The 24,288-nt window shown below is 58.3% G+C and carries 23 protein-coding genes; 7 read left to right on the plus strand and 16 right to left on the minus strand.

What is annotated here, in order from left to right; translation table 11 throughout:
• Window positions 1-149: 149 nt before the first annotated feature.
• The 3 genes from VGM18_16395 (at window position 150) to VGM18_16405 (ending at window position 4,449) form a co-directional block, all read left to right on the plus strand.
• On the plus strand, window positions 150-1,949 hold the full coding sequence (locus VGM18_16395) for an acyl-CoA dehydrogenase family protein (protein HEY3974586.1): 1,800 nt from the start codon (window positions 150-152) through the stop codon (window positions 1,947-1,949).
• 112 nt (window positions 1,950-2,061) lie between these two features.
• Window positions 2,062-3,114 (plus strand): alpha/beta hydrolase, encoded by a 1,053-nt coding sequence (locus VGM18_16400; GenBank protein ID HEY3974587.1) that lies wholly within the window; start codon window positions 2,062-2,064, stop codon window positions 3,112-3,114.
• A gap of 126 nt (window positions 3,115-3,240) precedes the next feature.
• Window positions 3,241-4,449, plus strand: coding sequence for a glycoside hydrolase family 27 protein (locus VGM18_16405; protein ID HEY3974588.1), 1,209 nt, complete (start codon window positions 3,241-3,243; stop codon window positions 4,447-4,449).
• 84 nt (window positions 4,450-4,533) lie between these two features.
• Here VGM18_16405 and VGM18_16410 read toward each other — a convergent pair whose 3' ends face one another.
• Window positions 4,534-4,788 (minus strand): hypothetical protein, encoded by a 255-nt coding sequence (locus tag VGM18_16410; GenBank protein HEY3974589.1) that lies wholly within the window; start codon window positions 4,786-4,788, stop codon window positions 4,534-4,536.
• Window positions 4,789-4,913: 125 nt separating this feature from the next.
• Here VGM18_16410 and VGM18_16415 point away from each other — a divergent pair, with 125 nt between their 5' ends.
• The gene (locus VGM18_16415; GenBank protein ID HEY3974590.1) at window positions 4,914-5,429 is read left to right on the plus strand and encodes a DUF2911 domain-containing protein; all 516 of its coding nucleotides are present in this window, start codon (window positions 4,914-4,916) and stop codon (window positions 5,427-5,429) included.
• 166 nt (window positions 5,430-5,595) lie between these two features.
• Here VGM18_16415 and VGM18_16420 read toward each other — a convergent pair whose 3' ends face one another.
• The 5 genes from VGM18_16420 to gcvT all read right to left on the minus strand — a co-directional run bounded on the left by VGM18_16420 (window position 5,596) and on the right by gcvT (window position 12,287).
• Window positions 5,596-7,383 (minus strand): tetratricopeptide repeat protein, encoded by a 1,788-nt coding sequence (locus VGM18_16420; GenBank protein ID HEY3974591.1) that lies wholly within the window; start codon window positions 7,381-7,383, stop codon window positions 5,596-5,598.
• Window positions 7,384-7,536: 153 nt separating this feature from the next.
• On the minus strand, window positions 7,537-9,024 hold the full coding sequence (gene gcvPB, locus VGM18_16425; protein ID HEY3974592.1) for an aminomethyl-transferring glycine dehydrogenase subunit GcvPB: 1,488 nt from the start codon (window positions 9,022-9,024) through the stop codon (window positions 7,537-7,539).
• Window positions 9,021-10,397, minus strand: coding sequence for an aminomethyl-transferring glycine dehydrogenase subunit GcvPA (gene gcvPA / locus VGM18_16430; protein HEY3974593.1), 1,377 nt, complete (start codon window positions 10,395-10,397; stop codon window positions 9,021-9,023). Before gcvPA ends, gcvPB begins: the two co-directional genes overlap by 4 nt.
• 221 nt (window positions 10,398-10,618) lie before the next feature.
• On the minus strand, window positions 10,619-11,008 hold the full coding sequence (gene gcvH / locus VGM18_16435; GenBank protein ID HEY3974594.1) for a glycine cleavage system protein GcvH: 390 nt from the start codon (window positions 11,006-11,008) through the stop codon (window positions 10,619-10,621).
• A gap of 124 nt (window positions 11,009-11,132) precedes the next feature.
• Window positions 11,133-12,287: a glycine cleavage system aminomethyltransferase GcvT gene (gene gcvT / locus VGM18_16440; GenBank protein HEY3974595.1), complete on the minus strand. Its 1,155-nt coding sequence runs from the start codon at window positions 12,285-12,287 to the stop codon at window positions 11,133-11,135.
• A gap of 244 nt (window positions 12,288-12,531) precedes the next feature.
• On the opposite strand from gcvT, the gene VGM18_16445 reads away from it, so the two are divergent.
• Window positions 12,532-12,753 (plus strand): AbrB/MazE/SpoVT family DNA-binding domain-containing protein, encoded by a 222-nt coding sequence (locus VGM18_16445; protein HEY3974596.1) that lies wholly within the window; start codon window positions 12,532-12,534, stop codon window positions 12,751-12,753.
• Window positions 12,750-13,142: a type II toxin-antitoxin system death-on-curing family toxin gene (locus VGM18_16450; GenBank protein HEY3974597.1), complete on the plus strand. Its 393-nt coding sequence runs from the start codon at window positions 12,750-12,752 to the stop codon at window positions 13,140-13,142. The genes VGM18_16445 and VGM18_16450 overlap by 4 nt, the downstream gene beginning before the upstream one ends.
• Before the next feature lie 61 nt (window positions 13,143-13,203).
• On the opposite strand, the gene VGM18_16455 is transcribed toward VGM18_16450, so the two are convergent.
• The 5 genes from VGM18_16455 to VGM18_16475 form a co-directional block, all read right to left on the minus strand.
• Window positions 13,204-15,390 carry a penicillin-binding protein gene (locus VGM18_16455; protein ID HEY3974598.1) on the minus strand — a complete coding sequence of 729 codons (2,187 nt, stop codon included), beginning with the start codon at window positions 15,388-15,390 and terminating at the stop codon, window positions 13,204-13,206.
• A gap of 212 nt (window positions 15,391-15,602) precedes the next feature.
• Window positions 15,603-16,070, minus strand: a complete 468-nt coding sequence (locus VGM18_16460; GenBank protein HEY3974599.1) for a cell division protein FtsL — start codon at window positions 16,068-16,070, stop codon at window positions 15,603-15,605.
• Between the two features lies 1 nt (window position 16,071).
• Window positions 16,072-16,242, minus strand: a complete 171-nt coding sequence (locus tag VGM18_16465) for a hypothetical protein (GenBank protein HEY3974600.1) — start codon at window positions 16,240-16,242, stop codon at window positions 16,072-16,074.
• Between the two features lie 82 nt (window positions 16,243-16,324).
• Window positions 16,325-17,356 carry a 16S rRNA (cytosine(1402)-N(4))-methyltransferase RsmH gene (gene rsmH / locus VGM18_16470; protein HEY3974601.1) on the minus strand — a complete coding sequence of 344 codons (1,032 nt, stop codon included), beginning with the start codon at window positions 17,354-17,356 and terminating at the stop codon, window positions 16,325-16,327.
• A gap of 56 nt (window positions 17,357-17,412) precedes the next feature.
• Window positions 17,413-17,853 (minus strand): division/cell wall cluster transcriptional repressor MraZ, encoded by a 441-nt coding sequence (locus VGM18_16475; GenBank protein ID HEY3974602.1) that lies wholly within the window; start codon window positions 17,851-17,853, stop codon window positions 17,413-17,415.
• A 740-nt stretch (window positions 17,854-18,593) separates the two neighbouring features.
• Here VGM18_16475 and VGM18_16480 point away from each other — a divergent pair.
• Entirely contained in the window at window positions 18,594-20,249 is a 1,656-nt protein-coding gene (locus VGM18_16480; GenBank protein HEY3974603.1) for an OmpA family protein, read from the plus strand.
• A 130-nt stretch (window positions 20,250-20,379) separates the two neighbouring features.
• On the opposite strand, the gene VGM18_16485 is transcribed toward VGM18_16480, so the two are convergent.
• The 5 genes from VGM18_16485 to VGM18_16505 all read right to left on the minus strand — a co-directional run bounded on the left by VGM18_16485 (window position 20,380) and on the right by VGM18_16505 (window position 24,269).
• A complete protein-coding gene (locus VGM18_16485; protein ID HEY3974604.1) occupies window positions 20,380-20,742 on the minus strand; it encodes a YbjQ family protein in 363 nt (120 codons plus the stop codon).
• 199 nt (window positions 20,743-20,941) lie between these two features.
• The gene (locus VGM18_16490; GenBank protein HEY3974605.1) at window positions 20,942-21,121 is read right to left on the minus strand and encodes a CPXCG motif-containing cysteine-rich protein; all 180 of its coding nucleotides are present in this window, start codon (window positions 21,119-21,121) and stop codon (window positions 20,942-20,944) included.
• 307 nt (window positions 21,122-21,428) lie between these two features.
• Window positions 21,429-21,758: a hypothetical protein gene (locus tag VGM18_16495; protein HEY3974606.1), complete on the minus strand. Its 330-nt coding sequence runs from the start codon at window positions 21,756-21,758 to the stop codon at window positions 21,429-21,431.
• 87 nt (window positions 21,759-21,845) lie between these two features.
• Window positions 21,846-22,430 carry a gluconate 2-dehydrogenase subunit 3 family protein gene (locus VGM18_16500; GenBank protein HEY3974607.1) on the minus strand — a complete coding sequence of 195 codons (585 nt, stop codon included), beginning with the start codon at window positions 22,428-22,430 and terminating at the stop codon, window positions 21,846-21,848.
• A 135-nt stretch (window positions 22,431-22,565) separates the two neighbouring features.
• A complete protein-coding gene (locus tag VGM18_16505; protein ID HEY3974608.1) occupies window positions 22,566-24,269 on the minus strand; it encodes a GMC family oxidoreductase in 1,704 nt (567 codons plus the stop codon).
• Window positions 24,270-24,288: the final 19 nt, after the last annotated feature.

Raw genomic sequence — 24,288 nt, forward strand, 5'->3', positions numbered from 1 at the left:
AAGGATTTCGGCTGAACCGGCGTGCAAGCCGAACCGGACCATTATCGTTTCTTCGCATTCCTTCCTTTCGCGTCATCCCCGCATTAGAATTGATTGTGCTTCCGCCGCCGTCATTCAAGACCCGGCGGTCTTTACCGGAGAGATAGACGATGGCGACGACCACTGCAGTTCCCAAGACCCGCATTTCCGGCGGCAGCTTTTTGCTGGAATCGCGGCAGACCGAAGACATTTTCACGCCCGAAGATTTCAGCGAACAGCATCAATTGATCGGGCAGACCGCGGAGGAGTTCGCGGTCAACGAAATTCTTCCGAATGTCGAGAAAATCGAGCACAAAGATTTCTCGGTCTCTCGCGATCTTCTTAAGAAGGCAGGCGAACTCGGACTGAGCGCTGTCGAAATTCCGGAAGCCTATGGCGGCCTTGAAATGGACAAAGTTACCGCCGCTGTTATCGCCGATCACATCGCAAAATATGCCGGCTTCGCCACCACTTGGGGCGCGCACAGCGGCATCGGCATGCTGCCCATCGTCTACTTCGGCACCGAAGAACAAAAGAAGAAATATCTGCCGCGCCTGGCCTCTGGAGAAATCGTGGGCGCATATGCCTTGTCGGAAGCCTCTTCCGGCTCGGACGCGCTCAACTGCCGCGCCCGCGCCGAGCTTTCCGCCGACGGCAAGCATTACACCCTGAACGGCGAAAAGATGTGGATCACCAACGCCGGCTTCGCCGACCTGTTCACCGTCTTCGCCAAAGTGAACGGCGAGAAGTTCAGCGCATTTCTGGTCGAGAGAACTTTCCCCGGATTCTCCGTTGGCGCCGAAGAGCACAAGATGGGCATTCGTGGGTCGTCGACCTGCCCCATCATTCTCAACGACTGCAAAGTTCCGGCTGAAAATCTGCTGGGCGAGATCGGCAAAGGCCACATCATCGCCTTCAACATTCTGAATGTCGGACGCTTCAAGTTGGGCGCGATGTGCGTGGGCGGCGGCCGCGTGTCACTCGAAAACGCAATTGGCTACGCTAAGCAGCGCAAGGCGTTTAACAAAGTCATCGCCGACTTCGGCCTGCTGCGGGAAAAAATCGCCAACATGGCCACGCTGCTCTACGTCGGCGAATCGCTGGTCTACCGCACCGTCGGAATGATGGACGCGGCCCTCGCCGACGTCGACAAGTCCGCCGCCGACGCCGCTAAGCAAACATTGAAAGCAATCGAAGAGTACGCCGTCGAATGCTCGATTATTAAAGTCTGGGGATCGGAGATGATCGACTACGTCGTCGACGAGACCGTGCAAATTTACGCCGGCTATGGATTTGTCGAGGAATATCCCGCCGAGCGCGCTTACCGCGATGCTCGCATCAATCGCATTTTCGAAGGCACGAACGAGATTAACCGCCTGATCATCACCGGCTTCCTGCTGAAACGGGCGATGAGTGGGCAATTGCCGCTCATGCCCGCCATCAAGAAGTTGATGGACGACGTTCTCTCCGGCCCATCCATGCCCGAGGAACTCGAAGGCGCGTTGCCCGAGGAACGAAGGTTAGTCGGACAGGCCAAGAAGTTGGGACTGTTTGCCTCCGGCGCAGCCACCCAGAAATACATGCAGGCGATTCAGGATCAGCAGGAGATCATGGGCGCAATCGCCGACATGACCATTGAAACCTATGCGATGGAGTCGGCCGTCCTGCGCGCGCAGAAAATGGTCGAAGCCAAAGGCGAAGCCGCCGCGGCGTTGCCGGTTGCGATGACCCGCGTCTATCTCTCGCAGGCCATGGAAAAAGTCGAATCCGCAGCGCGCAAAATCATCGCCGCCGTTGCCGACGGCGACATGCTGCGCACGCAGCTCGCAATCCTGCGCCGCCTCGCCAAGCACGAGCCCTTCAACACCATCGAACTGCGCCAGCAAATCGCGCAAAAGCTGATCGAGCGCGGGAAATACTCGCTCGCGTAAAACCTTAAACCACAGAGGCCACAGGGGATCACAGAGAAAACTCTGTGGTACTCTGTGCCCTCTGTGGTTAAGCTTTTGTTCTGGCTGTGTCCCTTCTGATACAACTGTCGCCATGAAAATCACCGCGATGCATCTCATCGCCGCCGCGATCGCGCTTGCTCCCGCACTGGCGGCACAAGCGACTCCAGCCCCACCGCAGGACTCCGCCACCTTCGATGCCGACGGCACCGCTCACATCACGCGCGTCATTCCCATGCCGGCAACGGTCAGCCAGGAAGCGCAAAAATGGCTCGACTCGCTCAACCAGCAGAAGGTTGGTCCGCCGGAGTCGCTGGCCGAGCGCCGCGCCCGCACCGACGAATGGCGCAAGAGCCAATCCGCCGAGGCGCGCCGCCTTTATCCGGTGAATGTCGAGGAAACCAGCATGGCAGGCGTGCGCACCGACGTCATCACGCCGCTCTCGGGCGCGGACAAGCGCGTGCTGATCAATCTCCACGGCGGCGGATTCAATTCCGACTCCGGATCGTTGATCGAGGGCGTCCCCATCGCCAACCTGGCCAAGATCAAAGTCGTCTCCGTCTACTATCGTCTCGCTCCCGAGAATCCGTTTCCCGCCGCGGTGGACGACGTGGTCTCGGTCTATAAGGAGCTACTCAAAACTTACCCGCCGCGTAGCATCGGAATTTTCGGCACCTCCGCGGGAGCAATCCTGACTGGCGAGGTGGCCGTGCGCCTGAAGCAACTCGGACTGCCCGAACCCGCGGCTCTCGGAATATTTTCCGGCCTCGCGGACTTCAGCCGCGTGGGGGATGCTCGACAAATATTCGCGCTCAATGGCTTGCCCGGCCGCATAGAGCCGGTCGATTCCAAGCATCTGCCCGACGATCGATATGTGGGCAAGACTGACCGCAAAGATCCCGCGCTCTCACCCATCTTCGCCAACCTGCAAGGCATGCCGCCCAGCCTGCTCATCACCAGCACACGCGACCTGCTGCTGAGCGATACTGCGATCTTTCATCGCGCCCTGCTGGCGGCCGGCAACGACGCACAGCTAGTCGTATTCGAAGCTTTGCCACATGCCTTCTGGTATCACTTCCAATTGCCGGAAACCAAAGAAGCACTCGACCTGATGGCTAAATTCTTTGACGAAAAATTGACGCGATAGAATTTTCTATTTCCCGTCCTCCGGCGCCACCGTCAAGCGGGCAATTGCAAATCGTATCGTCGCTTACTGCTCGGTAACTTGGCCGATCTTCTACCAATCTCCCCGCTCTTCTGATAAAACGTCTGCATGAAAATGCGCCGCGTGATTTTTGCATTGTTGTTCTCCTTGCTCGTCTTTACCGCCGCTTCGCTCTCGCAGGAAAAGGCTTCGCCCTCGGCGACTCTCGCACTTACGCCCCCTATGGGCTGGAATTCGTGGAACAAATTCGCCTGCAATGTGAGCGAAGACTTGATCAAAGGCATGGCCGACGCCGTCGTGAAATCGGGCATGAAAGACGCAGGCTACGTCTACGTCAACATCGACGACTGCTGGCAGGTGAGCCGCGACGCCAACGCCAACATCGTGGCCGATCCGCAGCGCTTTCCGCATGGCATGAAAGCCGTGGGCGACTACATCCACTCGCTTGGGCTGAAGTTTGGCGTCTATTCCGACGCGGGATCGAAGACTTGTGCCGGACGCCCCGGCGGCCTTGGCCACGAATATCAGGATGCCGTTCAGTATGCTGCGTGGGGCGTCGATTATCTGAAATACGACTGGTGCAACACGACCACGCAGGATGCGAAAGCGTCCTACGCCAACATCCGCGCCGCGCTTGACGCCTCCGGCCGGCCGATCGTGCTGAGCATCTGCGAGTGGGGCAAGGCCAGCCCCTGGCTCTGGGGCAAAGAAGTTGGCGGAAACCTGTGGCGCAGCACGGGCGACATTCAGGACCGCTGGGGAGGCCAGCAGAAATGGCCCGACGGCAGTTGCTGCTCCAACGGTGTGCTCGCAATTATCGATCAGCAGGTCGGCCTGCAATCTTTCGCGGGCCCCGGACATTGGAATGATCCGGACATGCTCGAAGTCGGCAATGGCGGCATGACCGACACAGAGTACCGCTCGCATTTCAGTCTATGGGCACTGCTGGCGGCGCCATTGATCGCGGGCAACGATTTGCGCAATATGCGCCCGGAGATCCACGACATTCTCACCAACAAAGAAGTCATCGCCGTGGATCAAGATCCGCTCGGCCACGAGGGCGAGCGCGTGGCTAAGACCGGTGACCTGGAAGTCTGGGCGAAGCAACTAAGGGACGGCAGCCGCGCCGTGATCCTGCTGAATCGCGGCGCGGGAGAACAGCAAGTCACCGCCAACTGGGAAGACCTTGGTTATCCCAGCAGCATCGCCGCTTCCGTTCGAGACTTATGGCAGCACCAAGAATTGGGAAAGTTCACCGGGAAATTTTCCGCCACTGTTGCATCGCATGGCGTAGTAATGGTGATTGTCAAACCCTAAAGCATCAACCACGAAGGGCGCGAAGTTTCACGAAGGTTTCTCCCACAAAAGATTTTCCTTCGCGCACTTTCGTGTCCTTGGTGGTCAGCGATTTTTATTCAGCTCCTCCATCACGCTCTGAATCAATTCTTTCGCATCAGTCAGGCTCTTCATGATGATCTGAATATCCATGACCGGCTTGCCCGGCCAGCGCTGGCTCTGGCAATAAACGCCGTGTTGCCCGACGAGCGCCATCGCATCGGTGATCGTATCCATGGTGACAGCCAGCCGTCCGCGCGGCACGCCCATCATGGTCTCGTAATGTTCCAGTTCTTCCTGCTTTTCTTCAAATACCGGCATGCGACGATTGTAACTGCATGCCCGGATGGCGCATAATGGCCGGGCTGCTGACTTATTCTTCGTTCACGCGTCAAATCACTTGGCCTTAGATCACTCGGCATTCAATCCAAAGGAGAGACCAAAACATGCGACACAAGATTGCCCTTCTCGCGCTTTCGATTCTGACCCTCACCCTGTTCGGTGCAGCGCAGGCCAGCCCTCCGGCTTCGGCCACCTGCGATCTGGGCGGCGGCAAGACCATCAAGACCGACTACTCCAGCCCGCGCGCCAAAGGCCGGAAGATTTACGGCGGGCTGGTTCCCTATGGCGAAGTCTGGCGCACCGGCGCCAATTCTGCGACAACGTTCGTGACCAGTTCTGATGTAAGCGTTGGCGGCAAGACCATACCGGCTGGCAGCTACACGATCTTCACCGTCCCCAACGCCGACAAGTGGACGCTCATCATCAACAAGAAAACCGGCGAATGGGGCATCCCTTACAAGTACGAGGGCGATGAACTGGCGCGTATCGACATGAAAGTCTCGAAGCTGCCATCGCCGGTCGAGAACTTCACCATCAACTATGCCAAGTCCGGCAACACTTGCACCTTGCAAATCGATTGGGAGACAACTCGGGCGTCAGTAGACATCAGCGCGAAGTAAATTTTGAATCAATTTGCGACCCCTAAAACTTTGTCATTTCGAGCGCAGCAAAATGGCGCGTGTGGCGCGCCATTTTGCGAAGTCGAGAAACCTGCTTTTTTCCCGGATTATTGTTCCAGAATTGCGGTTCCAGAATTGCGCCCTAGCACATGCCGCCGGCAGCTTTTTACTTGGGCTGGCGGACCGCGTCCATAGCCTGTTCCGCCTCAGCCAGATCAGGCGAGATCTTCAACGCGTTCCGGTACGCATCGAGCGCCTCAGATGGACGACCACCTTGCGCCAGCACGCGCCCAAGACCCAGCCACGCCCTGGCCTGATTTGGATTCAAGCGCAACGACTCCTCGAAATTATTGCGCGCCTGTCCGTATTCTCCCAATTTGAAGTACGCGGCCCCCAAATTCGCATGCGCCCCGGCCAGCAGCCCCGGATCTGAAGTCAGCTGGACCGCAGCCTCATACTGTTCCACAGCCTCGCGCAGCCGGCCGTGCATCTGATAATACGTTCCCAGATTGCCGCGGCTCATGGGATCCTTCGGATTGATGCGGGCCGCCATCTCGAAGTGCGGATACGCCTCTTCTTCTCTCCCTTCCAGAATCAGCGCCCCGCCCAGATTATTTTCAGCCACAAAATTATTCTGAGTGACAGCGAGCGTGTGCGACCACAAATCGTAATTGCTTTGCCAATATGCGATCTGGCGATGTGTCGTGACGACGAACGCGAGAATAATCAAAACCGCAACTCCCACAACTGAAGCCGGAAGAACAAGATTATTCTGCTTCGCCTGCTGCCGTTCAGCCCACTCCGCGACGCCGAACGCGATCGCCACGAAAATCCCAATCAGCGGAATGTACGCGTAACGGTCGGCCATCGCGGCCTCGCCCACCTGCACCAGACCAATCACCGGAACCAGCGTTCCCAGAAACCAGAGCCATCCTACGAGCAGGTAACGATGCGTGCGCAACTGCCAAACCACGGCAGTGATTGGGAGCAACACAACTGCCGCAACCATCACGCGCCACGCGGCCAGGGAATCTCCGGGATGCGGATACAAGGGCGCAAGCCGCGCAGGCCAGACCATCTTCCACAAATACATCGCGTAGACATAAATGGCGTTCGCGATACGCGCGCCAAAAGAAACTTCGACGCTCGTGCGCACCGCTCCACCGGCTTGCTGTGCTTGCATGGTAATCATCGCACTGGCGGCGGAAAGCGCAAGCAACGGCAGTTTTTCGAGCGCCAGCCGCGACCATGGAAATGTCGGCTGCGCCCGGCTCGTCTCCGTGCTCGCTCCGCTCACACGCGCCAGCGGCCAATAGTCGAGCAGCAGCAGTACGAACGGCAACGTGATCACCATCGGTTTCGACGCCAACCCAGCAGCAAACAACGCGGCCACCGCCAGATAGCGCTGCCAGTTCGGCTTCCGTGCGTACCAGCCATAAGCCCACAACGTGAGAAAGAAGAAGAACGTACACAGCACATTCTTGCGCTCGGCCACCCAGGCCACCGACTCTACATTGATGGGATGAACCGCGAACAGCGCCGCTACAAACAAGCTCGGCCCCAGACGCGACGTGAACTTCACGAGCAGCAGAAAGAGCAGCACGACATTCACCACATGCAACAGTACGCTGGTCAGATGATGTCCCGCCGGATTTAGCCGAAACACCGAAACGTCGAGCGCATGCGACATCCACGTCACGGGATGCCAGTTCGCCTGCTCGGTAGAAGTGAGAGCCCACCGGACAGTATCAAAGGTGAGGCCTTGGCGAACGTGCGGATTCTCCGTGACGTAGCGATCGTCGTCATAATTCACAAATGGATGGCGATTGACCGGGTTGTACAGAGCGAGCGTAACCACCGTCAGCAGCAGGCACACAATCGGATTGCGCTTTTCACGAGCGGCGAACACTCCCGCCGATTCCGGGGCGCGTGGAATTTTCTTGGTGGGCGGCAATAGAAGGATTTAACCACAGAGGACACAAAGGAGCACAGGGGAGGAAACAGGGAAGGCACGGGAGAGAGGATTGCAGATTTTCCGATTGCAGAGTGCAGATTAACAATCGTAGCCAAGGGTTTCAATCTGCAATCTGAAATCGACAATCTGCAATCAGGCCGGCTTCCACCGCAACACGGGCTTCCTGGCAGCCGCGGTCTCGTCCAGCCGCGAAACCCGCGTGGAGTGCGGCGCATCGAGCACCGTCTGCGGATCTTCCTCGACCTCTTCTGCAATCGACTTCATGGCTTCGATGAACAAATCCATCTCTTCTTTCGATTCGCTTTCCGTGGGTTCGATCATGAGCGCCCCGGGCACGATCAGCGGAAACGCCGTCGTATAAGGATGGAAGCCGTAATCGATCAGTCGCTTTGCAATGTCCATGGTGCGCACGCCTTTTTTCAGTTGCGTTTTATCGCTGAATACAACCTCGTGCATAGTCGGCGTGGAATAAGGCAAATCGTAAGTGCCTTCGAGCCCCTTGCGAATGTAGTTGGCATTGAGCACGGCGTCTTCAGTGGTCTGGCGCAGCCCGTCGGGGCCATTCGCCTGTATGTAGGCCAAGGCCCGCACGAACATTCCGAAGTTGCCATAGAACGCCCGCACCCGCCCCACCGACTGCGGACGGTTGTAGTCGAACGCCAGCGTTCCATCGGAATTTGCCGTGAGCGTCGGCGTCGGCAGGAACGGCTCCAACACTTTCTTGATCGCCACCGGTCCAGACCCAGGTCCGCCGCCGCCGTGCGGCGTGGAAAACGTTTTGTGCAGGTTCAAGTGCATCACGTCGACGCCGAAATCTCCAGGCCTCACCTTGCCAACCAGCGCGTTCATGTTGGCGCCGTCCATGTAGAGCAGCCCGCCTTTCGCGTGCAGAATGTCGGCGATCTTGTGGATGTCCTGCTCAAACACTCCCAGCGTATTCGGATTGGTCAGCATGAGCGCCGCGACATCTTCATTCATCTGCGCCGCGAGCGCCGCAAAGTCGACCATGCCGCGCGAATCCGATTTCAAATTCTCAACCGCATAATTCACCATCGCGGCCGTCGCCGGATTAGTTCCGTGCGCGGAATCGGGAATCAGAATTTTCTTGCGCGCGTTGCCTTTCGACTGATGATAAGCACGCACCATCAGCAGTCCGGTCATCTCGCCATGCGCGCCGGCCGCGGGTTGCAGCGTGATCGCATCCATTCCGGTGATCTCGATCAGCTGTTCGCTCAACGTCTTGACGATGCGCAACGCGCCCTGCGAAATTTTCTCCGGCTGGTACGGATGCCCGTTCGCAATTCCCTCCACCCGCGCCACCGCCTCGTTCACCCGCGGGTTGTACTTCATGGTGCACGATCCCAACGGATACATGCCGAGATCTATCGCATAGTTCCACGTGGAAAGCCGCGTGAAATGGCGGATGATTTCGATCTCGCTGACCTCCGGCATGTTGCCCAAATCTTTTCTTTCCGATGCGCCGAGAAGCTTCGCGGTGTCCACTTCTGGCACGTCGAGCGGCGGCAGTTTCCAGGCCGCCTTCCCTGCCGAAGACTTCTCGAAGATCAGGCCCTCATTTTGATTCACCTGAAGGGACGCTTTGCGGGTCGCATGCTTCATCGCGCCACCTCTTCCACTTCTTCTTTCGCCGACCGCACCGACCGCTCACTCTCGGCCACCAGTCCGACGGCGGTATCAATCGTGCTCCGCGTGGTCAACTCCGTGCAACACCACAACGCAGCATTCCCCAGTTCGGGATAGAACTTCTTCAGCGGCAAGCCACCGATCATCTTGTGTCCCAGCAATCGGCCGTTGATCGCATAGGGATCTTCGCTGGTCTCCACGACGAACTCATTGAATCGCGGCGTTCCGCCAAACAAAACTTTCCCGTGCTTGGCAAACTGCGCCGCCGCGTAAGCTGTCTTCGCCAGATTCTGCTTCGCCAATTCCCTGAGGCCGACTTTCCCATAGACCGTCATGAAGATATTGACCATCAGCGCGACCAGCGCCTGGTTCGTGCAAATGTTCGACGTCGCCTTCTCGCGCCGGATATGCTGTTCGCGAGTCGCCAGCGTCAGCACGAATCCGCGCTTGCCCTGCTTATCAACGGTCTGGCCGACGAGTCTACCCGGCATCTGCCGCACATATTTTTCGCGCGTGGCAATCACTCCGCAATAAGGTCCGCCGAATCCCAACGGCACGCCGAACGATTGCGCTTCCATCGTGATGACATCCGCTTCCCGCGGCGGCTCTACAATTCCCAGCGAGACCGCTTCCGCGATCGACACCACCAGCATTGCGCCACGCTTGTGTGCCATCTCGGCAATCGCGGCGATGTCTTCAATCGTGCCGAAAAAGTTCGGCGACTGCACGAGCACACACCCGGTCTCGGGCGTAATCGACTTCTCAAGTTCGCCCAGATTGAGCCGACCATCGTCGCCGAAACCTGCGACAGACAATGGCATGCCCTGATGCGTCGCATAGGTCGCCAAAACCTCGCGATACTCCGGATGCAAGCTGCGCGCCACCACCACCGAGCGCTTCCCGGTCAGGCGCACCGCCATCATCACGCCTTCGGCCGCTGCGGTTGAGCCGTCATACATCGACGCGTTCGCAACTTCCATTCCGGTGAGTTCGCAGATCATCGTCTGAAATTCGAAGATGGATTGCAGCGTGCCCTGCGAAATCTCCGCCTGATAAGGCGTATACGCGGTCAGAAACTCTCCCCGCGAAATCAGCGAGTCAATGATGACCGGCCGGTAGTGAAAATACGCGCCAGCGCCCAGAAAGCTGGTATAGCCCTCGCCGTTCTCGCGCGAACGCTGGCGGAAGAAGTCGACAATTTCCGACTCCGCCATCTGCCGCGGAATGTTGAGGTCGCGAGTCAGGCGATACTCCGCCGGGATCGGCGCAAACAAATCGTCGACTGAATGCAGGCCAATCGCCTTCAACATCGCTTCGCGGTCGGCGGGAGACTTGGGCAAGTAGCGCATAAGAAATTCTTTAGATGTGCCAGGGAGTCATTTGGATTGCGGCGTCATCGCTTCGTTTAAGCAGTAATGTCATCCCGAGCAGAGCCGTTTTTCAGCCCTGAGCGCAGCCGAAGGGGAGGGATCTCGCGCACAACCGGCTCCGCACGCAAGCGGAACACATTACCTCGTCGTGCAAGAATGCCTGAGGTCCGGCCTGACGCCCAATGCCCGACGCCCGCCTTTCAGTGTCCCGCCTCTTCCGCCACAAACTTTTCATAATCCGCGGCCGAGAGAAGACCGTCCAATTCACTTGGATTCTTCAGCGTCAGCTTTAGCATCCACGCCCCATGCGCATCGGTGTTCACCTTCTCGGGCGAAGTTGCCAAATCTCCGTTGACCTCAGTCACCGTGCCACTCGCCGGTGAAAATAAGTCCGACACCGCCTTCACCGACTCGACGGTGCCAAAAGATTTCCCCGCCGTGAGTTCCGCGCCCACCTTGGGAGTCTCAACGAACACGATATCCCCGAGCGACTGCTGCGCATAGTCGGTAATGCCGACGGTGGCGGAAGTTCCATTCACCTGAATCCATTCATGCTCTTTGGTGTATTTACGATCTGTCGGGTAAGCCATAAAAAGCCTCTAGCTCCTAGCTGCTGATCTAGTAGCGCCGCCGTCCCGGCGGCTGTCGTGGCGGCGTCTCGCCGCCACTCCCGCGGGCGCGACGTCCCCCGCGACAGCCGGCAAGATGCCGGCGCTACAACTTACTTTTTTTCGGGCGCTTGTAAAACGGCGTGGGCACCACAACTGCTCCCACGCCCTGACCTCGAATCTCGATCTTTACCGCAGTGCCTACCGCCGCCAACTCGACAGGCACATACGCGAGCGCGATATTTTTCTTCAAGAACGGCGCCGGAGATCCACTCGTGACATATCCAATTTCGCGTCCGGCGGTGTCGAGCACCTTGTAATCATCGCGCGCGATCCCGCGTTCCGTCATCTCCAAACCAACCAAAGTCCGCTTCAGGCCCGCCACTCGAGCCTGCTCCAACGCGACCCGCCCCACGAACTCCTGCTTCTCCATCTTGCAGAAACGGTCCAGCCCCGCTTCCCAGACATTAATCGTATCGGAAATCTCGTGCCCGTAGAGCGACAAGCTACCCTCAAGCCGCAGCGTGTTACGCGATCCCAGGCCGCACGGCACTGCGCCGAATTCCTCGCCCGCAGCCAGAATTTCATACCACACCCGCGCGCTGGTCCCCTCATCGCTGGGGATATAAATCTCAAAGCCATCTTCCGCCGTATAACCCGTGCGGCCCATCAGAATATTGTCGATCCCACAAAGCTTGCCGCGCGTAACCCAATAAAACTTCACCGGGCTCAAATTGGCGTCGGTAAGCTTCTGCAGCAGATTCACGGCCTTCGGTCCCTGAATGGCAATCTGCGTGAAATCGTCCGACAGATTCTCGACCGCACAATCAAACTGCCGCGTGTTCTCGCGCACCCAGCCGAAATCTTTCTCGCGCGTCCCCGCATTGATCACCAGAAGATGCTCGTCCTCTGCCAGCCGGTGGACAATAACGTCGTCAACAAACGTCCCCTCCGGATAGAGCAGCGCCGAATACTGCGCCTGCCCCACCGCCAGCCGCGAAGCGTCATTCATGGAAATATGCTGCACCGCGGCCAAAGCCTGCGGCCCGGCCAGGCAAATGTCGCCCATATGGCTGACATCAAAAATCCCCACACCGGTGCGCACTGCCATGTGTTCGTTGATGATGCCGCAGCCGATCGCCGCGGGATACTCCACGGGCATGTCCCAGCCGTTGAACTCCACCATCTTCGCGCCCATCTGGCGATGGACGGCGTTCAACGCAGTTTTGCGGATGGCAGAAGTGGCCGAAACCGAAGACAAAATAGACCTCAATCAGCGGGCCGCAGCTGCCCTGCCGGGATGTCTGAACTCCAGAACGCGTGACTGTTTACCGTATCACGCGCTTTTTCAACGGGTCAAACCGGGAGAACCTGAACCACAGAGGGCACAGACTTCCACGGAGAATTACTCTGTGCTCCTCAATGCCCTCTGTGGTTGAGGGGTTGGACCGTAATTTGATTCTGGCATTATAATATGTATGGTAATTTAGAAAAAGGATTTCCACATGAAACTCAAGCTCCGCTCCGTCGGTACGTCCACTGGCGTTCTTCTACCCAAAGAGATGCTGGTTCGTTTGAAGGTTAAGAAAGACGACTCGCTCTTTGCCGTGGAAACGCCCGAAGGCTACCTGCTCACGCCTTACGATCCTGAAGTCGAGCGGCAACTGTCTAAGGGCCGGGAATTCATGGCGAAGTATCGCGATACCTTTCGGGCCCTGGCGAAGTGAAATCTCCGAAGTGGATCGACCGACGCGCTCTGATCTTGCTGCACGGAGAAACGCTGACAGAACATGGTGGCCTCTCAGGATTGCGCGACGAGGGCGCCCTCGACGCTTCGCTGGCTCGGCCCCAGCACCTGCATACTTACGAACCCACATCCGATATCGCGGCCCTCGCAGCCGCATACGGCTTCGGCATCGTCCGCAATCATCCCTTCAATGACGGTAACAAACGTACCGGCTTTCTCGCGATCGGTCTATTTGTTGAGCTCAACGGACGTGAGCTTTCGGTTGACCCCGTCGAGGCCATTGCCATTATCTTGCGCTTAGCGGAAGGCAAACTGTCGGAGGCGGAACTCGCCGAATGGATACGGAAGAACACTGTAAAATCCAAATAGTTAATCGCAATGTCCCGGCGAGTTTTAACGCTGAGGAAGTTGGCAGCCGGAGTTACGAGAGTCAGCGCCCGAACTGCACCGTGACTCGCGCCCCCGCAGCCACGTGCGTTCCGGCCAGAGGAGACTGTTGCCGGGCCACCCCGCTGCCGACGGCGTCGAGCTCCAGGCCCATATCCTGAGCGGCTTCTACCGCGCCGCGCACCGTCTTGCCCACGAATGACGGCACTTCGATGCCGCCCTGCTCAACGTCGAGAATTACCGTACCGGTCGATGGCAGCTTCTCTGCCGCGGTTGCTGCCTCCGCTGTTTTCGCCGGACTCACAATCCCCCCGGCCGGCTCCGCCGCAACCGGCTCGCGCATCGCCGCTTGCACGATCTGATCATTGCTGGCGACATTCACGGGCGCCTTTGCCAAACTCGCCTTCGCCGCATCCGACGCATCGCCATTCACTTCCGCCGTCTCCAGCGGCTCGCCCGGATGATCCGGCGTCCCTTCTTCCAGATCTTTATCTTTCGCCTTCGCCCGTGCCAACAGCAACTGATGTTGCGGCGCCAGCGGCAGATCGTGCGGCACATGCAAATATTCCAACACCTGCTGCGAGATGCGGCGAAACACCGGCGCCGCAACCTGCCCGCCCTGATGCAGTCCCACCGCCGAATCGAGAATCACCGCGACCACAATCTGCGGATTATTCGTGGGCGCGAATCCCGCAAACGATCCGATATATTTTGTCTTCGAATACGCTCCGGTCGCAGGATCGACTTTCTGCGCCGTGCCTGTCTTCCCCGCCGACGAATAACCTTCGAGAATCGCCTTGCGCCCCGTGCCCTCGAGCACGACTTTCTGCATCATCGATCGCATCTCGGCGGCGGTGTACGACGAAAGCACGCGATGCGATGCACCAGGATGAAACGCTACAGTTTGCGCTGTCAGTTGCGGCTGCACCGCTCCAGTCACAATGCGCGGCGCTACCCACACCCCGTCGTTGGCGAACGTTGAAACCAGCCCCGCTAGCTGAATCGCCGAAATGCCAATTTCCTGTCCCATCGAAATCGCCGCAATCGAAACTTTCGACCACCGGCTTACCGGCTTAGTCAGTCCGCGAGTTTCGCCGGGCAACTCGATCCCCGTCTGCTGCCCAAATCCGAAGGCGCGAATGTATTTGTAGAAGCGATCTTCGCCCAGCCGCAGCGCGATCTTAATGGACCCTACGTCGCTAGACTCCGCCAGCACGCCCCACACCGGCAGCAAGCCGTGCGGCTTCGAATCGCGGATGCGCATGCCGTTGTAGACGATCGATCCCATCTGGCAATCGAATATTTCATCCGGGTTCGTAACTTTTTCTTCGAGCGCCGCCGAAATGGTCACCAGCTTGAACGTCGAGCCCGGCTCGTAGATGTAGCTCACCGCACGATTGGTAAGCGCTCCAGGCGTGATCTGCTTGCGCAGATTCGGATTGAACGTGGGCCGGTTCGCCAGCGCCAGAATTTCTCCCGTGTGCGGATTCTCCACAATCACCGTGCCCGCAATGGCCTGCGTGTCGTGAATCGCCTGATCCAGCTCTTTCTCGGCGACGTATTGAATATTCTTGTCGATCGTTAAAACTAAATTTTCGCCCGGCTCGGGCTGCGTCTCGACATCGGAAAACCATTGCCGGCGCGCGTCCACCGAAATAAACATCTTCCCCGCACGCCCGCGCAGTTCATCGTCAAACTCGTGCTCGATCCCGCTCTGGCCGGAATCCTCCATGCCCACCGACCCGAGCACCTGCGCCGCCAGGTCGCGCGCCGGATAAAAACGCTTCGGCTCTTTCTGAAAATGAATCCCTTGCAGCTTCAACGAATTAATGCGCTCGATGGTTTCGTCGTTCGCCTTGCGCGCCACCCAGCAAAAAGTCTTGTGGGCCCGGCAATCCGCCAGCACGACGTTATAGTCGTCGCCGGTGATGCGCGTGATCAAAGAAACAGCTGTAGGAAGATCTTTGACTTCGGTAGGCACGGCAAACGCTGAATCGACCAGCACCGACATCGCCAACTCATGACCGGCACGGTCGTAGATCACGCCACGCTTCGCAGCCAGCGGAATCGCCCGCTGCTGCTGATGTCCCGCCTGCTTGACGAACCTGCCGTAACTGAAGATCTGCAGAAACACCAGCCGTCCGCAGATGACGACGCACCACAGCAACAACACCGCTCCCAGAAGGTAGAGCCGGGAATTCTCGCCGGGACTGAAGGTGGGCGCTGCCATGGTTGAGTCGTTGGTCGTTGGTCGTTAGTCGTTGGTCGTTAACGTTAATCGTTTAATCGCACGAAAGCTTCGAGTCTCTCCCCTAGAGACGAACATGGCGGCCCACCGAAGAGGCGGACCGCCAGATAAACTTGTGGCGACAGCCGCCCTCGGCTGTCGTGTTCCGAATAAAGCGCCGAGCGTAGCTCGGCTGCTTTTCTCGCGCCGAACATTTACCGTCCCGGAATCACCGTCACCGGAAACGCATTCGCCATTACCGGCGCCTGAGCGTCGGCCGCCGCCGAATCCATGCGAATCACCTGTCCCGGCTCCGGTGGCACCAGCCCGATGCGCCGAGCCAGCACGTCAATCCGCTCGGGATCGCGCAGCGACGCGTCTTCCAAACGCAGCGCGTGATTCATCTCCGTCTTCTCGCTCAACTCGCGCTTCGCCGCTTCGATCTGATAGCCATACTCGATCGCCTTGAAATGCTGCCAGGCATAGGTAAACACCAGCAGGAACAACACAGCCAGCGCCGTGCCAAACTGCTTCATCTCGCGGTTGCGCTGCGGGTCCTCCACTTTCACCAGACGCGAATTGTCGATCGCCTTGGAGAAGTAGATCTCGGGTGTACCGGTCCAAAACGAACGCCGCTCCGCCGCCGCGCCCGCACCGTGAACTGTTGCCGCCGCTGCCGCCATGTTATGCCGCCCCCATGAAGATCTGGTCGCCGTCCGCCACTGGAATCTGCATGGAAAAAATCTCATGCAGCTCCTGTTCGACCCGCCGCTGCTGCGCCTGATCCCGCGCGCGCTCGGCAGCCGCCATCAAATCGCTTATCAGTTTGCCCGTGTACATGTCCCGCACCTTCAAGTTTGGATTCCTACCACGGAACCCGTAAAATGGCTGTCAGCTGTTTTGCCGACGCCCGACACCTACCGCCCGACGCCCGCTCTCAAATCCGTTCCGCCGCCCGCAATTTCGCGCTGCGGGCCCGCGGATTCCGATCGCTTTCCAATTCCGATGCCGTCACCGGCTTCTTGGTCAGAACACGAAAGTGCTTGTCCTGATTTCCACTCTCGCGGAAGGCATCCTTTACGATGCGATCTTCCAGCGAGTGAAAACTGATCACCACCACGCGCCCTCCTGGCTTCAGAATCCGCGGCGCCGCTTCGAGCAGCGCCTTCAGATCGTCCAGTTCGCGGTTTACGAAGATTCGAAGAGCCTGAAAGGTCTTAGTCGCGGGATGAATTCTTCTCTCCGCCTGGTTCATTGGCCGGGCCGCGGCTGATATGACGTCCGCAAGATGTGCGGTAGATCGTATCGGCCGCGACCGGCAAATGGCTCTGGCGATTCTCCGCGACCTCCTTTCCTCTCCGAATTCGTAAATCACATCGGCAAGCTGTCGCTCGTCGAGGTGGTTTACCACTTGTTCGGCGGTGCGCTCGCCACGCGGGTCCATCCGCATGTCCAGCGGTCCATCCGCCTGAAAACTAAATCCGCGTGCCGCATCGTCCAGCTGCAAACTGCTGACGCCAATGTCGGCGAGAATTCCGTCAACCGTCCCCGCCTTGTGCCCTTTCGCAATCTCCGCGAAAGATCGGTTCAGCAACGTCACCGTCGGCCAATCGGAATCTTGTCGTCGGTCCTCGGTCGTCGGTCGTCCAGCATCCTTGTCATCCCGAGCGGAGCTTTCTGATTCGCGAAGCGAATCAGAAAGCGCAGTCGAGGGACCTGCTGTTTCTTCGTCGCCGACGACCGACGACTGACGACCGACGACGAACTTCTCGCCGGCAATCTTCAGCGCCGCCGGATCCTTATCGAGCCCAATCAAATGTCCCGGTGCGCCGAGGCGTTTTGCGATTTCGTAACTGTGCCCGCCCAAACCCACCGTCGCGTCGATATATGTCCCGCCACGCTGCACGTTTAAAAAGTCGATCGCTTCTTTTAAAAGAACCGGAACATGATTGGCTGAAAGCTGGCTCACTGCCCTTCCACCACCATGCCCTACCCCCTGAGGGGTGTTTGTTAAACCCTCGCCCACTAGATGCCCAGTTCGTCGAGCGTCTTCTCATCGTCAGGCGTAAACTTTTCTTCTACGATCTCTTTCTTGAACAGCTCCAGGTTCCTGACCGTCAAGAAAGTCAAGTTGCCCAGAACCGCTACCTCGCCCTTGATCTGTCCAGCCTCGCGCAACAACTGCGGCAGAAGCAGCCGCCCCTGCCCATCCATCTCGACCTGCTGCCCGTAATAGTTCGTCCGGTCGAGAAACTTTTTCTTCGTAGGATTGAAATTGGAGAGCCCCGCCAGCTTCTGCTCGATCCTCTCCCATTCCTCGAAGGGATATACTTGAGCAACCTTTCCATCCAAGCTTGTGATGTAGAATTGCTGACCGTATTTCTCGTCGATCACCCGCTTGAACTCGGCCGGCACCTTGAGCCGTCCTTTTTCGTCGACCCGGGTTGGATGATTGCCGCGAAACATGCTTGCTCTTTGTCGCCTGCTTGCTCGTTGTCATCCTGAGGACGCGTTCTTTGCGTCCGAAGGATCTATGCACTTGCTGCTCGCGAATCCATGCCAAAACTGTCCAAATCCCGTTTAAATCCAAGCATTTCGGGCTGTCTGTGGTGCTTTTGGGTCGGTTTCCCACCGGCTCCTCGTTTTCAGCTCCGGAATTCCATTGGCCTAACTGAACTCACCACAATATTCCACTTTCTCCCACATCTTACCCGTAAGTCGTTTATTGTCAAGCAGAAACTGATAGGTAGCAGTCCCACTCCTGCACCGATTCTGGAAAATACGAGGACTTGTGGTTAACCAGTTGAACGACCACAAGGGGTTGGGTTTACGCTCTTGATCCCTTCGCTATTCTTTCGCTAATATTTTCCTTGCTTCCCGCGCCCCGCGCCGATTTTCCTGTGGAAATTCCGACAAAACCACAAACACGTAGGCCCCGAACGCATTCGTCCGGGGATCTCCGCGACATGCTCACTTAAACCGAGCCTCGAGGACGAGCCGTTTTCTGGGACGTCAGCTGCAACCCGAAAAAGAGTTCTGTCATCTCGACCGGAGCGAGCGAATGCGAGCGCAGTGGAGAGACCTGCTGTTTCGGCCCACTCACGGTTTCCGTTTTCAGCCGCTCCTTCCAGACGAAACCTCGCCATCCCTCCCTCGCTCGTTTTCATCTTAAACATAACGAATTTACAAGACCCCGAGGTTTTGTCATGAAGAGATCACAGTTGCCCCTGATAGCAGCGTTATTTCTTACGATTCCATGCTTTTCCATTTCAACGTTTGCCCAACAGAATCCCCCGCCGATCTATCCCGCGTCGGGCAATTCCGCCGACGCCCAGTCGGCGCAGGATGTTTCCGCTCAAGAGAACTCCCAGATGCCGGTTTTCCGCGTACATGTGTATGCGCGCACCGCCCGGGCCGTGAACTACCGCCATCGCGGCGGATCCACGACCGTCGACATGCGCGGCACCAGCCTTATGCCTTCTATCAGCGGCAAAGCGAAGGTCGACGGAAAGGCGGGCAGGCTCGCCATCGACGTTGACCTCGACCACATGGAGCGTCCTGCCAGTCTGGGTCCACAGTATCTGACTTATGTTTTGTGGGCAGTGACGCCGGAGGGCCGAGCGGTGAATCTCGGCGAAGTGCTTCCCGGAGACAACGGCAAATTCAAAATGAATGTCACGACCGATCTTCAGGCTTTCGGTCTGATCGTGACCGCGGAACCTTATTTTTCGGTCACCCATCCCAGCAACGAGATTGTCGCGGAGAACATCATTCGTCCCGAAACTAAAGGTTTCGAGGAAACCATCGACGCCAAGTTCGACGTGCTCGAGGGCGGCCAGTACACCATCGACGTCGCCGCCGACCAACTGCCGTCGGCGCAGGCGCAGCCGAACGTTCCCCTCGATCTGCTGGAGGCCCGCGACGCCGTCATGATCGCCAAAGCCGCCGGCGCCGAGCAGTATGCCCACGACAGCATCATGAAAGCGGAAGATATGTTGCAGCGCGCCGAAGATTACTATCAGCGCAAACAAGGCCGCACGCCCATCGGAACCGCCGCCCGCGGCGCCACGCAAATGGCCGAAGACGCCCGCGTGCTAACCTTGCGTAGAAAAGAACAGGAGCGCGAAGACGCCGCCCGCCGCGCCAGCGAAGCAGCTCAAGCGAAAGCCGAAGCCGACGCGGCCGCCGCCAAGCAGGCCGAGCAGGACGCGCAGGCTCGCGCCGACGAAGACGCCCGTCGCCGCGCCGAAGCCGAACAGGCTCAGGCCCAGGCCGACTTAGCACGATCGCAAGCCCTGTTACAGCAACAACAGGCGCAGCAACAGGCTGAAGCCGCCGAACAAGCCGCCGAAGACGCGGAACGTCAAAGAGAAGCAGCCGTTCAACAAAAAGAAGAAATGCGCGCCCGCCTGCTCGCCCAGTTGAATCAGGTTCTTGAAACTCGCGACACTGCGCGCGGACTCATCGTCAGCATGCCCGACGTTCTTTTCGATTTCAATAAGTACACGCTCAAGCCGGAAGCCCGCGAACGCCTGGCCAAAATTTCCGGAATCGTGCTCGCCTATCCTGACCTGAAGCTCGATATCGAGGGCTACACCGACGCCATCGGCTCCGACGAATACAACCAGACGCTGTCGGAAAGGCGCGCGGAGACCGTCCGCGGTTATCTGGCCTCGTCGGGTGTGCCGCCCGATCATGTAACTGCCGTCGGCCTGGGCAAGTCCAATCCGGTCGCCGACAACAGCACCGCAGCCGGCCGTAAACTAAATCGCCGCGTCGAGATGATCGTCTCCGGCGATGTCATCGGTACGCAGCAGCCGGGGCCCTCGATCGCGCCGGCGCCGAACCCCGCCAACCCGTAACCATGAGCGAAAATAAAGTAAGAACCGCAGAGGACGCGTAGGACGCAGAAGATAGCAAGAAAAATCGTTGGGATAGTGCGGTTGTAAATTTCTCCGCGTCCCCAGTGTCCTCTGCGCTGTTGACTGAGCCTTATTTCGACGCCTCCACGAACACCGCCGTGCCATACGCCAGTACTTCGGTGACGCCCTGCATCACCTCAGTGGCGTCATAGCGTGCGCCGACCACGGCGTTCGCCCCTAACTCCGCCGCATGTTGCAGCATCAGATCGAAGGCCTCCTGGCGCGTCTTCTCGCACAAATTGGTGAGCAAGGTGATATTGCCGCCGACCAGCGTCTGCAGTCCCGCCCCAATGGTTCCGAAGATCGATCGCGACCGCACCACAATGCCGCGAACGACGCCGAGTGTGCGCGTCACGCGAAAACCGTCCAGTTCAAACTGCGTGGTCACCATATTGTGAGCCACCATCCTGCCAGCGCTGTAGCCGGTTGCCATGGCCTGGGTCCTTTCTGAAAGCCGGAGAATTGCTAACTATAGCGGACTTGGGCGTCGGGCGTCAGACCTCGGACCTCAGACATCGGACCTCAGACATCTGGGCGTTAGCCCATTAACTCGCGCTTTGTCATCCTGAGCAAAGCCGTTCTTCAGGCGAAGCGAAGGATCTCAGTCTTATACCTGCCCTGGCGCGCCTTCCTCACTCCAGTTGCGCGCCGATAAAAAATTCCTGCGCCGCCTTGTCGTACTCGACGCGCAGAACATTCGGCTTGCAGCAAACCTGGCAATCCTCGACATAACTCTGCCGCCGTCCCGCGGACTCGTCGACTGACGTAATGTTCCATTCGCCACAAGCTGCGCACTGGAAACCAGATTCCATGATGCAGAGAGAATACCGCAGGGACGAACCGCAACAATTTCTTAGCGGTTATCTGTAAGTCGTTGAGCCTTCGTGCAAGTGATTGAAAAGTCGTAGAAGGCCCCCGGGAGGCTACAGGACGTGCAATTGTGCCGCGGACGACCTTTCCCTCGGCGTGGCAGATTATCGTCGCAGCCAGGGCCGTTCCCGGCCCCGGAAAAGGCATTTTAGGCAAGGGCGAGAGCATCGGCTGGGACCACCACGTGCCGGGGGATAGGCATGTACGCTGTTTGTGTACGTACATTTATGTATGATTAACCTCCCTCGTTCAGCGAGGTTGAATGGAACGGCGCCATTTCGCATGAAGCCAGGCGAGGATGCCCAATGCGCAGACCTCGACCGGACCCGGCGGCATGATCTGCATGTGCCAGAGGCTTTCGTAATCTGTGGTCGCGACATAGACGGCCCAGATTATCCCGGCCGCGGCGAGCAGGCTGGCAAGGCGCTCTTGCCGGCGAATCCTGGCCAGGGTCCCCCCGGTCGCTATCTTGTTTTTTGGGGGGATGGCTACAACGGGGACAAATTTGTTCCGCGTCTGGACGTAGCCTTCCCGCCCAGCATCCCAGTCGATGTAGTCGTTTGAATCCGATTTGGCCACACTCTAAGGTGCCACAGCCGCGACTGTTCGCGCGCGTTACGCCCGTACCTGTCCCAGCGGGGACCAACAAAAGTCCGCAGAGTTCGGCTAAATCCCGGGAACCGGCGGACAGCCGGGAAATTCCTTGAGAAAGGTGTTGCCGATGTAACCCAGATACTCGATGCCGATTTCGCTGGTGAAAAAACCGTCAGCGGTGAGCTTGCGCAGAAAACCGAAGAATTCAATTCCCTGCCCGAGACTGGGATCTTGTTTGGCATTCTTGGTGTAGGCGATGAGGTCGAGAAATTCTTTCTGCTGCGCCGGCGCGCACTCGAGATAAAACTTGCCATAGCGATCCAGGCAAGTATTGTCGAGCCACATCAAGCCGCCGCCGAGAGCGACTTGATAATCTTTGTTCTCGCTGGTGATCAGGTCGATGAACTCAGGAGCGCCGGCTTCGATTGCGCCTTTGGCCTCGTCATCGGCAGGGATGATGGTCTGGCAGAGCGTCTGCAAGGTTTTGTAATCGTGCGCGGAAAAGAATTTTGGGACGTAAGTTTGTGAGTCCGCTTTTTCCGCTTTCACCATGCGATGGGCGTACTCGGCCGCTTCCAGCGGAATCACGCGCAGCACCGAGCCGGTCACGGCGGTGATGGTCAGCGATTTGAGAATGTCTCTTCGTGAAATGGACATGGCGCTATTTCGCTACAGATCCGGTGAGCATTGACTTACGCTCAGGGCTGCTCAAGCTTGAGATCCTTCGCTCCGCCTGAAAAACGGCTGCGCTCAGGATGACATCGCGTTCGCACGAGCTAAGGTGCACCACTACTAGATATTTCCTTTCTTCGCCTCGGCGAGCAGATAATCCGACGCGCGCCAGGTCAGCGCCATGATGGTCAGCGTGGGATTTTTGTCGGCGTTGGTGACGAAGCTGGCTCCGTCGGTCACGAACAAATTCTTTACGTCATGCGCCTGGCAGTATTGATTCAACGCCGACGTAGCCGAGTGCTCGCCCATGCGAACCGTGCCGACTTCGTGAATGATCACGCCGCCGTCGGCGATGCCGTAGGGATTTGGCCCGTCGGAGCGATGATCGGTCAGATAGACTCCGCCGGCGGCTTCGACGATTTCTTTGTAAGTCTCCTGCATGTCGCGCGCCATTTTGATTTCGTTGTCGCTCCACTTCCAATGGAAGCGCAGCACGGGAATGCCCCACTGATCCATGGCGGAGGGGTCGATCTCGCAATAGCAATTTTCGTTGGGAATCATCTCGCCGCGCCCGGCGAAGCCGATCCAGGTGCCGTATTTTTTCTTGCACTCCTGTTTGAGGGATGTACCGTAGCCTTCGAAGTCATCGCACAGATCGTCGTAGTCGCCGACGCCGGGCATGCCGCGTCCGCCGCCGAATTCGGTGTGGTAGCCGCGCAGGAATTCGTTTTTGCGATCGAACTTCCACCAGGGCAAATACATGTGCATGCCGCCGACGCCGTCGTGGTTGTGCGGCGGCATTTTTTCGAGCGACTCGAAGTATCCGCCGCCGTCGCTCCCGACGGTGTCCATCAGATTGCGGCCGACAACTCCGGAGGAATTGGCCAGGCCATCCGGAAAAAGCGTGGACCGCGAATTCAGCAGCAGGCGGGCCGATTCGCAGGCGCTGGCAGCCACCACAAAAGCCCGCGCGTGAATGCGCTGCTCGGTGCGCGTGGCTTTGTCAACGTAGGAGACGGCGCTGACTCTACCGTCTTTCCCGACGATCAGTTCCCGCGCCATTGCGCCGGTGATCAGGGTGAAGCGTCCGGTTTTTTCCGCGGGCGGAATCATCACCTGGCTGGAGCTGAAATTCGATGCGCTCTTGCAGCCGCGTCCGCATTGCGCGCAGTAGTGGCAAGCGGCGCGGCCGTTGAGGGGTTGAGTGAGAATCGCCAGCCGCGACGGGACGCAGATGATGTTAAGTTTGTCGCAAGCCTTCTTGATGATGGTTTCGGTGCATCGCGGTTTGGGCGGCGGCAGGAAAATTCCATCGGGCGCGCTGGGAATATTTTCTTTGGTCCCGAAGACGCCGATGTAGGATTCGACTTTGTCGTAGTAGGGCGCGACATCTTCGTAGCTGAGCGGCCAGTCGTCGCCCATGCCGTCATGCGAGCGCACTTTGAAGTCTACCGGAGCCATGCGCAGGGCGATGCGTCCCCAGTGGTTAGTGCGTCCGCCGACAATGCGCGAACGGAACCAGCGGAATTTCGATCCCGGAGCGGCGACGTAAGGTTCGCCTTCGATCTCCCACGCGCCGTTGGGAGCGAGAAATTCATCTTCCAGTCCTCGACGTGCCGCACCGCCGACGCCCGCGCCGCGATGCGGCAAGTCGTAAGGCCAGACGTGCTCCTTGAAATCTCGTTCGGGAACCAGCGGAGGGCCAGCTTCGAGCAGCGCGACGCTGAGTCCGCCCTCGCTGAGCACCTTGGCCGCTGTGCCGCCCGAGGCCCCGGAGCCGATGATGCAAACGTCATACGTTTTGGGCGTGCGCTTGACCTGCATGAATCGTTTCCTGAATCGG

Source organism: Candidatus Sulfotelmatobacter sp., from assembly GCA_036500765.1.
In the GTDB taxonomy this organism is placed as follows: Bacteria; Acidobacteriota; Terriglobia; order Terriglobales; family Acidobacteriaceae; genus Sulfotelmatobacter.

Excerpts from the sequence above, each read along its gene's own strand:
- VGM18_16460 (HEY3974599.1), bottom strand. The coding sequence starts at position 16,070 with ATGGCGGCAGCGGCGGCAACAGTTCACGGTGCGGGCGCGGCGGCGGAG.
- VGM18_16485 (HEY3974604.1), bottom strand. The coding sequence starts at position 20,742 with ATGGCAACCGGCTACAGCGCTGGCAGGATGGTGGCTCACAATATGGTG.
- gcvPA (HEY3974593.1), bottom strand. The coding sequence starts at position 10,397 with ATGCGCTACTTGCCCAAGTCTCCCGCCGACCGCGAAGCGATGTTGAAG.
- VGM18_16500 (HEY3974607.1), bottom strand. The coding sequence starts at position 22,430 with ATGTCCATTTCACGAAGAGACATTCTCAAATCGCTGACCATCACCGCC.
- gcvPB (HEY3974592.1), bottom strand. The coding sequence starts at position 9,024 with ATGAAGCATGCGACCCGCAAAGCGTCCCTTCAGGTGAATCAAAATGAG.
- VGM18_16395 (HEY3974586.1), top strand. The coding sequence starts at position 150 with ATGGCGACGACCACTGCAGTTCCCAAGACCCGCATTTCCGGCGGCAGC.
- VGM18_16400 (HEY3974587.1), top strand. The coding sequence starts at position 2,062 with ATGAAAATCACCGCGATGCATCTCATCGCCGCCGCGATCGCGCTTGCT.
- gcvH (HEY3974594.1), bottom strand. The coding sequence starts at position 11,008 with ATGGCTTACCCGACAGATCGTAAATACACCAAAGAGCATGAATGGATT.
- VGM18_16475 (HEY3974602.1), bottom strand. The coding sequence starts at position 17,853 with ATGTTTCGCGGCAATCATCCAACCCGGGTCGACGAAAAAGGACGGCTC.
- VGM18_16405 (HEY3974588.1), top strand. The coding sequence starts at position 3,241 with ATGAAAATGCGCCGCGTGATTTTTGCATTGTTGTTCTCCTTGCTCGTC.
- VGM18_16505 (HEY3974608.1), bottom strand. The coding sequence starts at position 24,269 with ATGCAGGTCAAGCGCACGCCCAAAACGTATGACGTTTGCATCATCGGC.
- VGM18_16490 (HEY3974605.1), bottom strand. The coding sequence starts at position 21,121 with ATGGAATCTGGTTTCCAGTGCGCAGCTTGTGGCGAATGGAACATTACG.
- VGM18_16445 (HEY3974596.1), top strand. The coding sequence starts at position 12,532 with ATGAAACTCAAGCTCCGCTCCGTCGGTACGTCCACTGGCGTTCTTCTA.
- VGM18_16415 (HEY3974590.1), top strand. The coding sequence starts at position 4,914 with ATGCGACACAAGATTGCCCTTCTCGCGCTTTCGATTCTGACCCTCACC.
- VGM18_16455 (HEY3974598.1), bottom strand. The coding sequence starts at position 15,390 with ATGGCAGCGCCCACCTTCAGTCCCGGCGAGAATTCCCGGCTCTACCTT.
- VGM18_16480 (HEY3974603.1), top strand. The coding sequence starts at position 18,594 with ATGAAGAGATCACAGTTGCCCCTGATAGCAGCGTTATTTCTTACGATT.
- VGM18_16410 (HEY3974589.1), bottom strand. The coding sequence starts at position 4,788 with ATGCCGGTATTTGAAGAAAAGCAGGAAGAACTGGAACATTACGAGACC.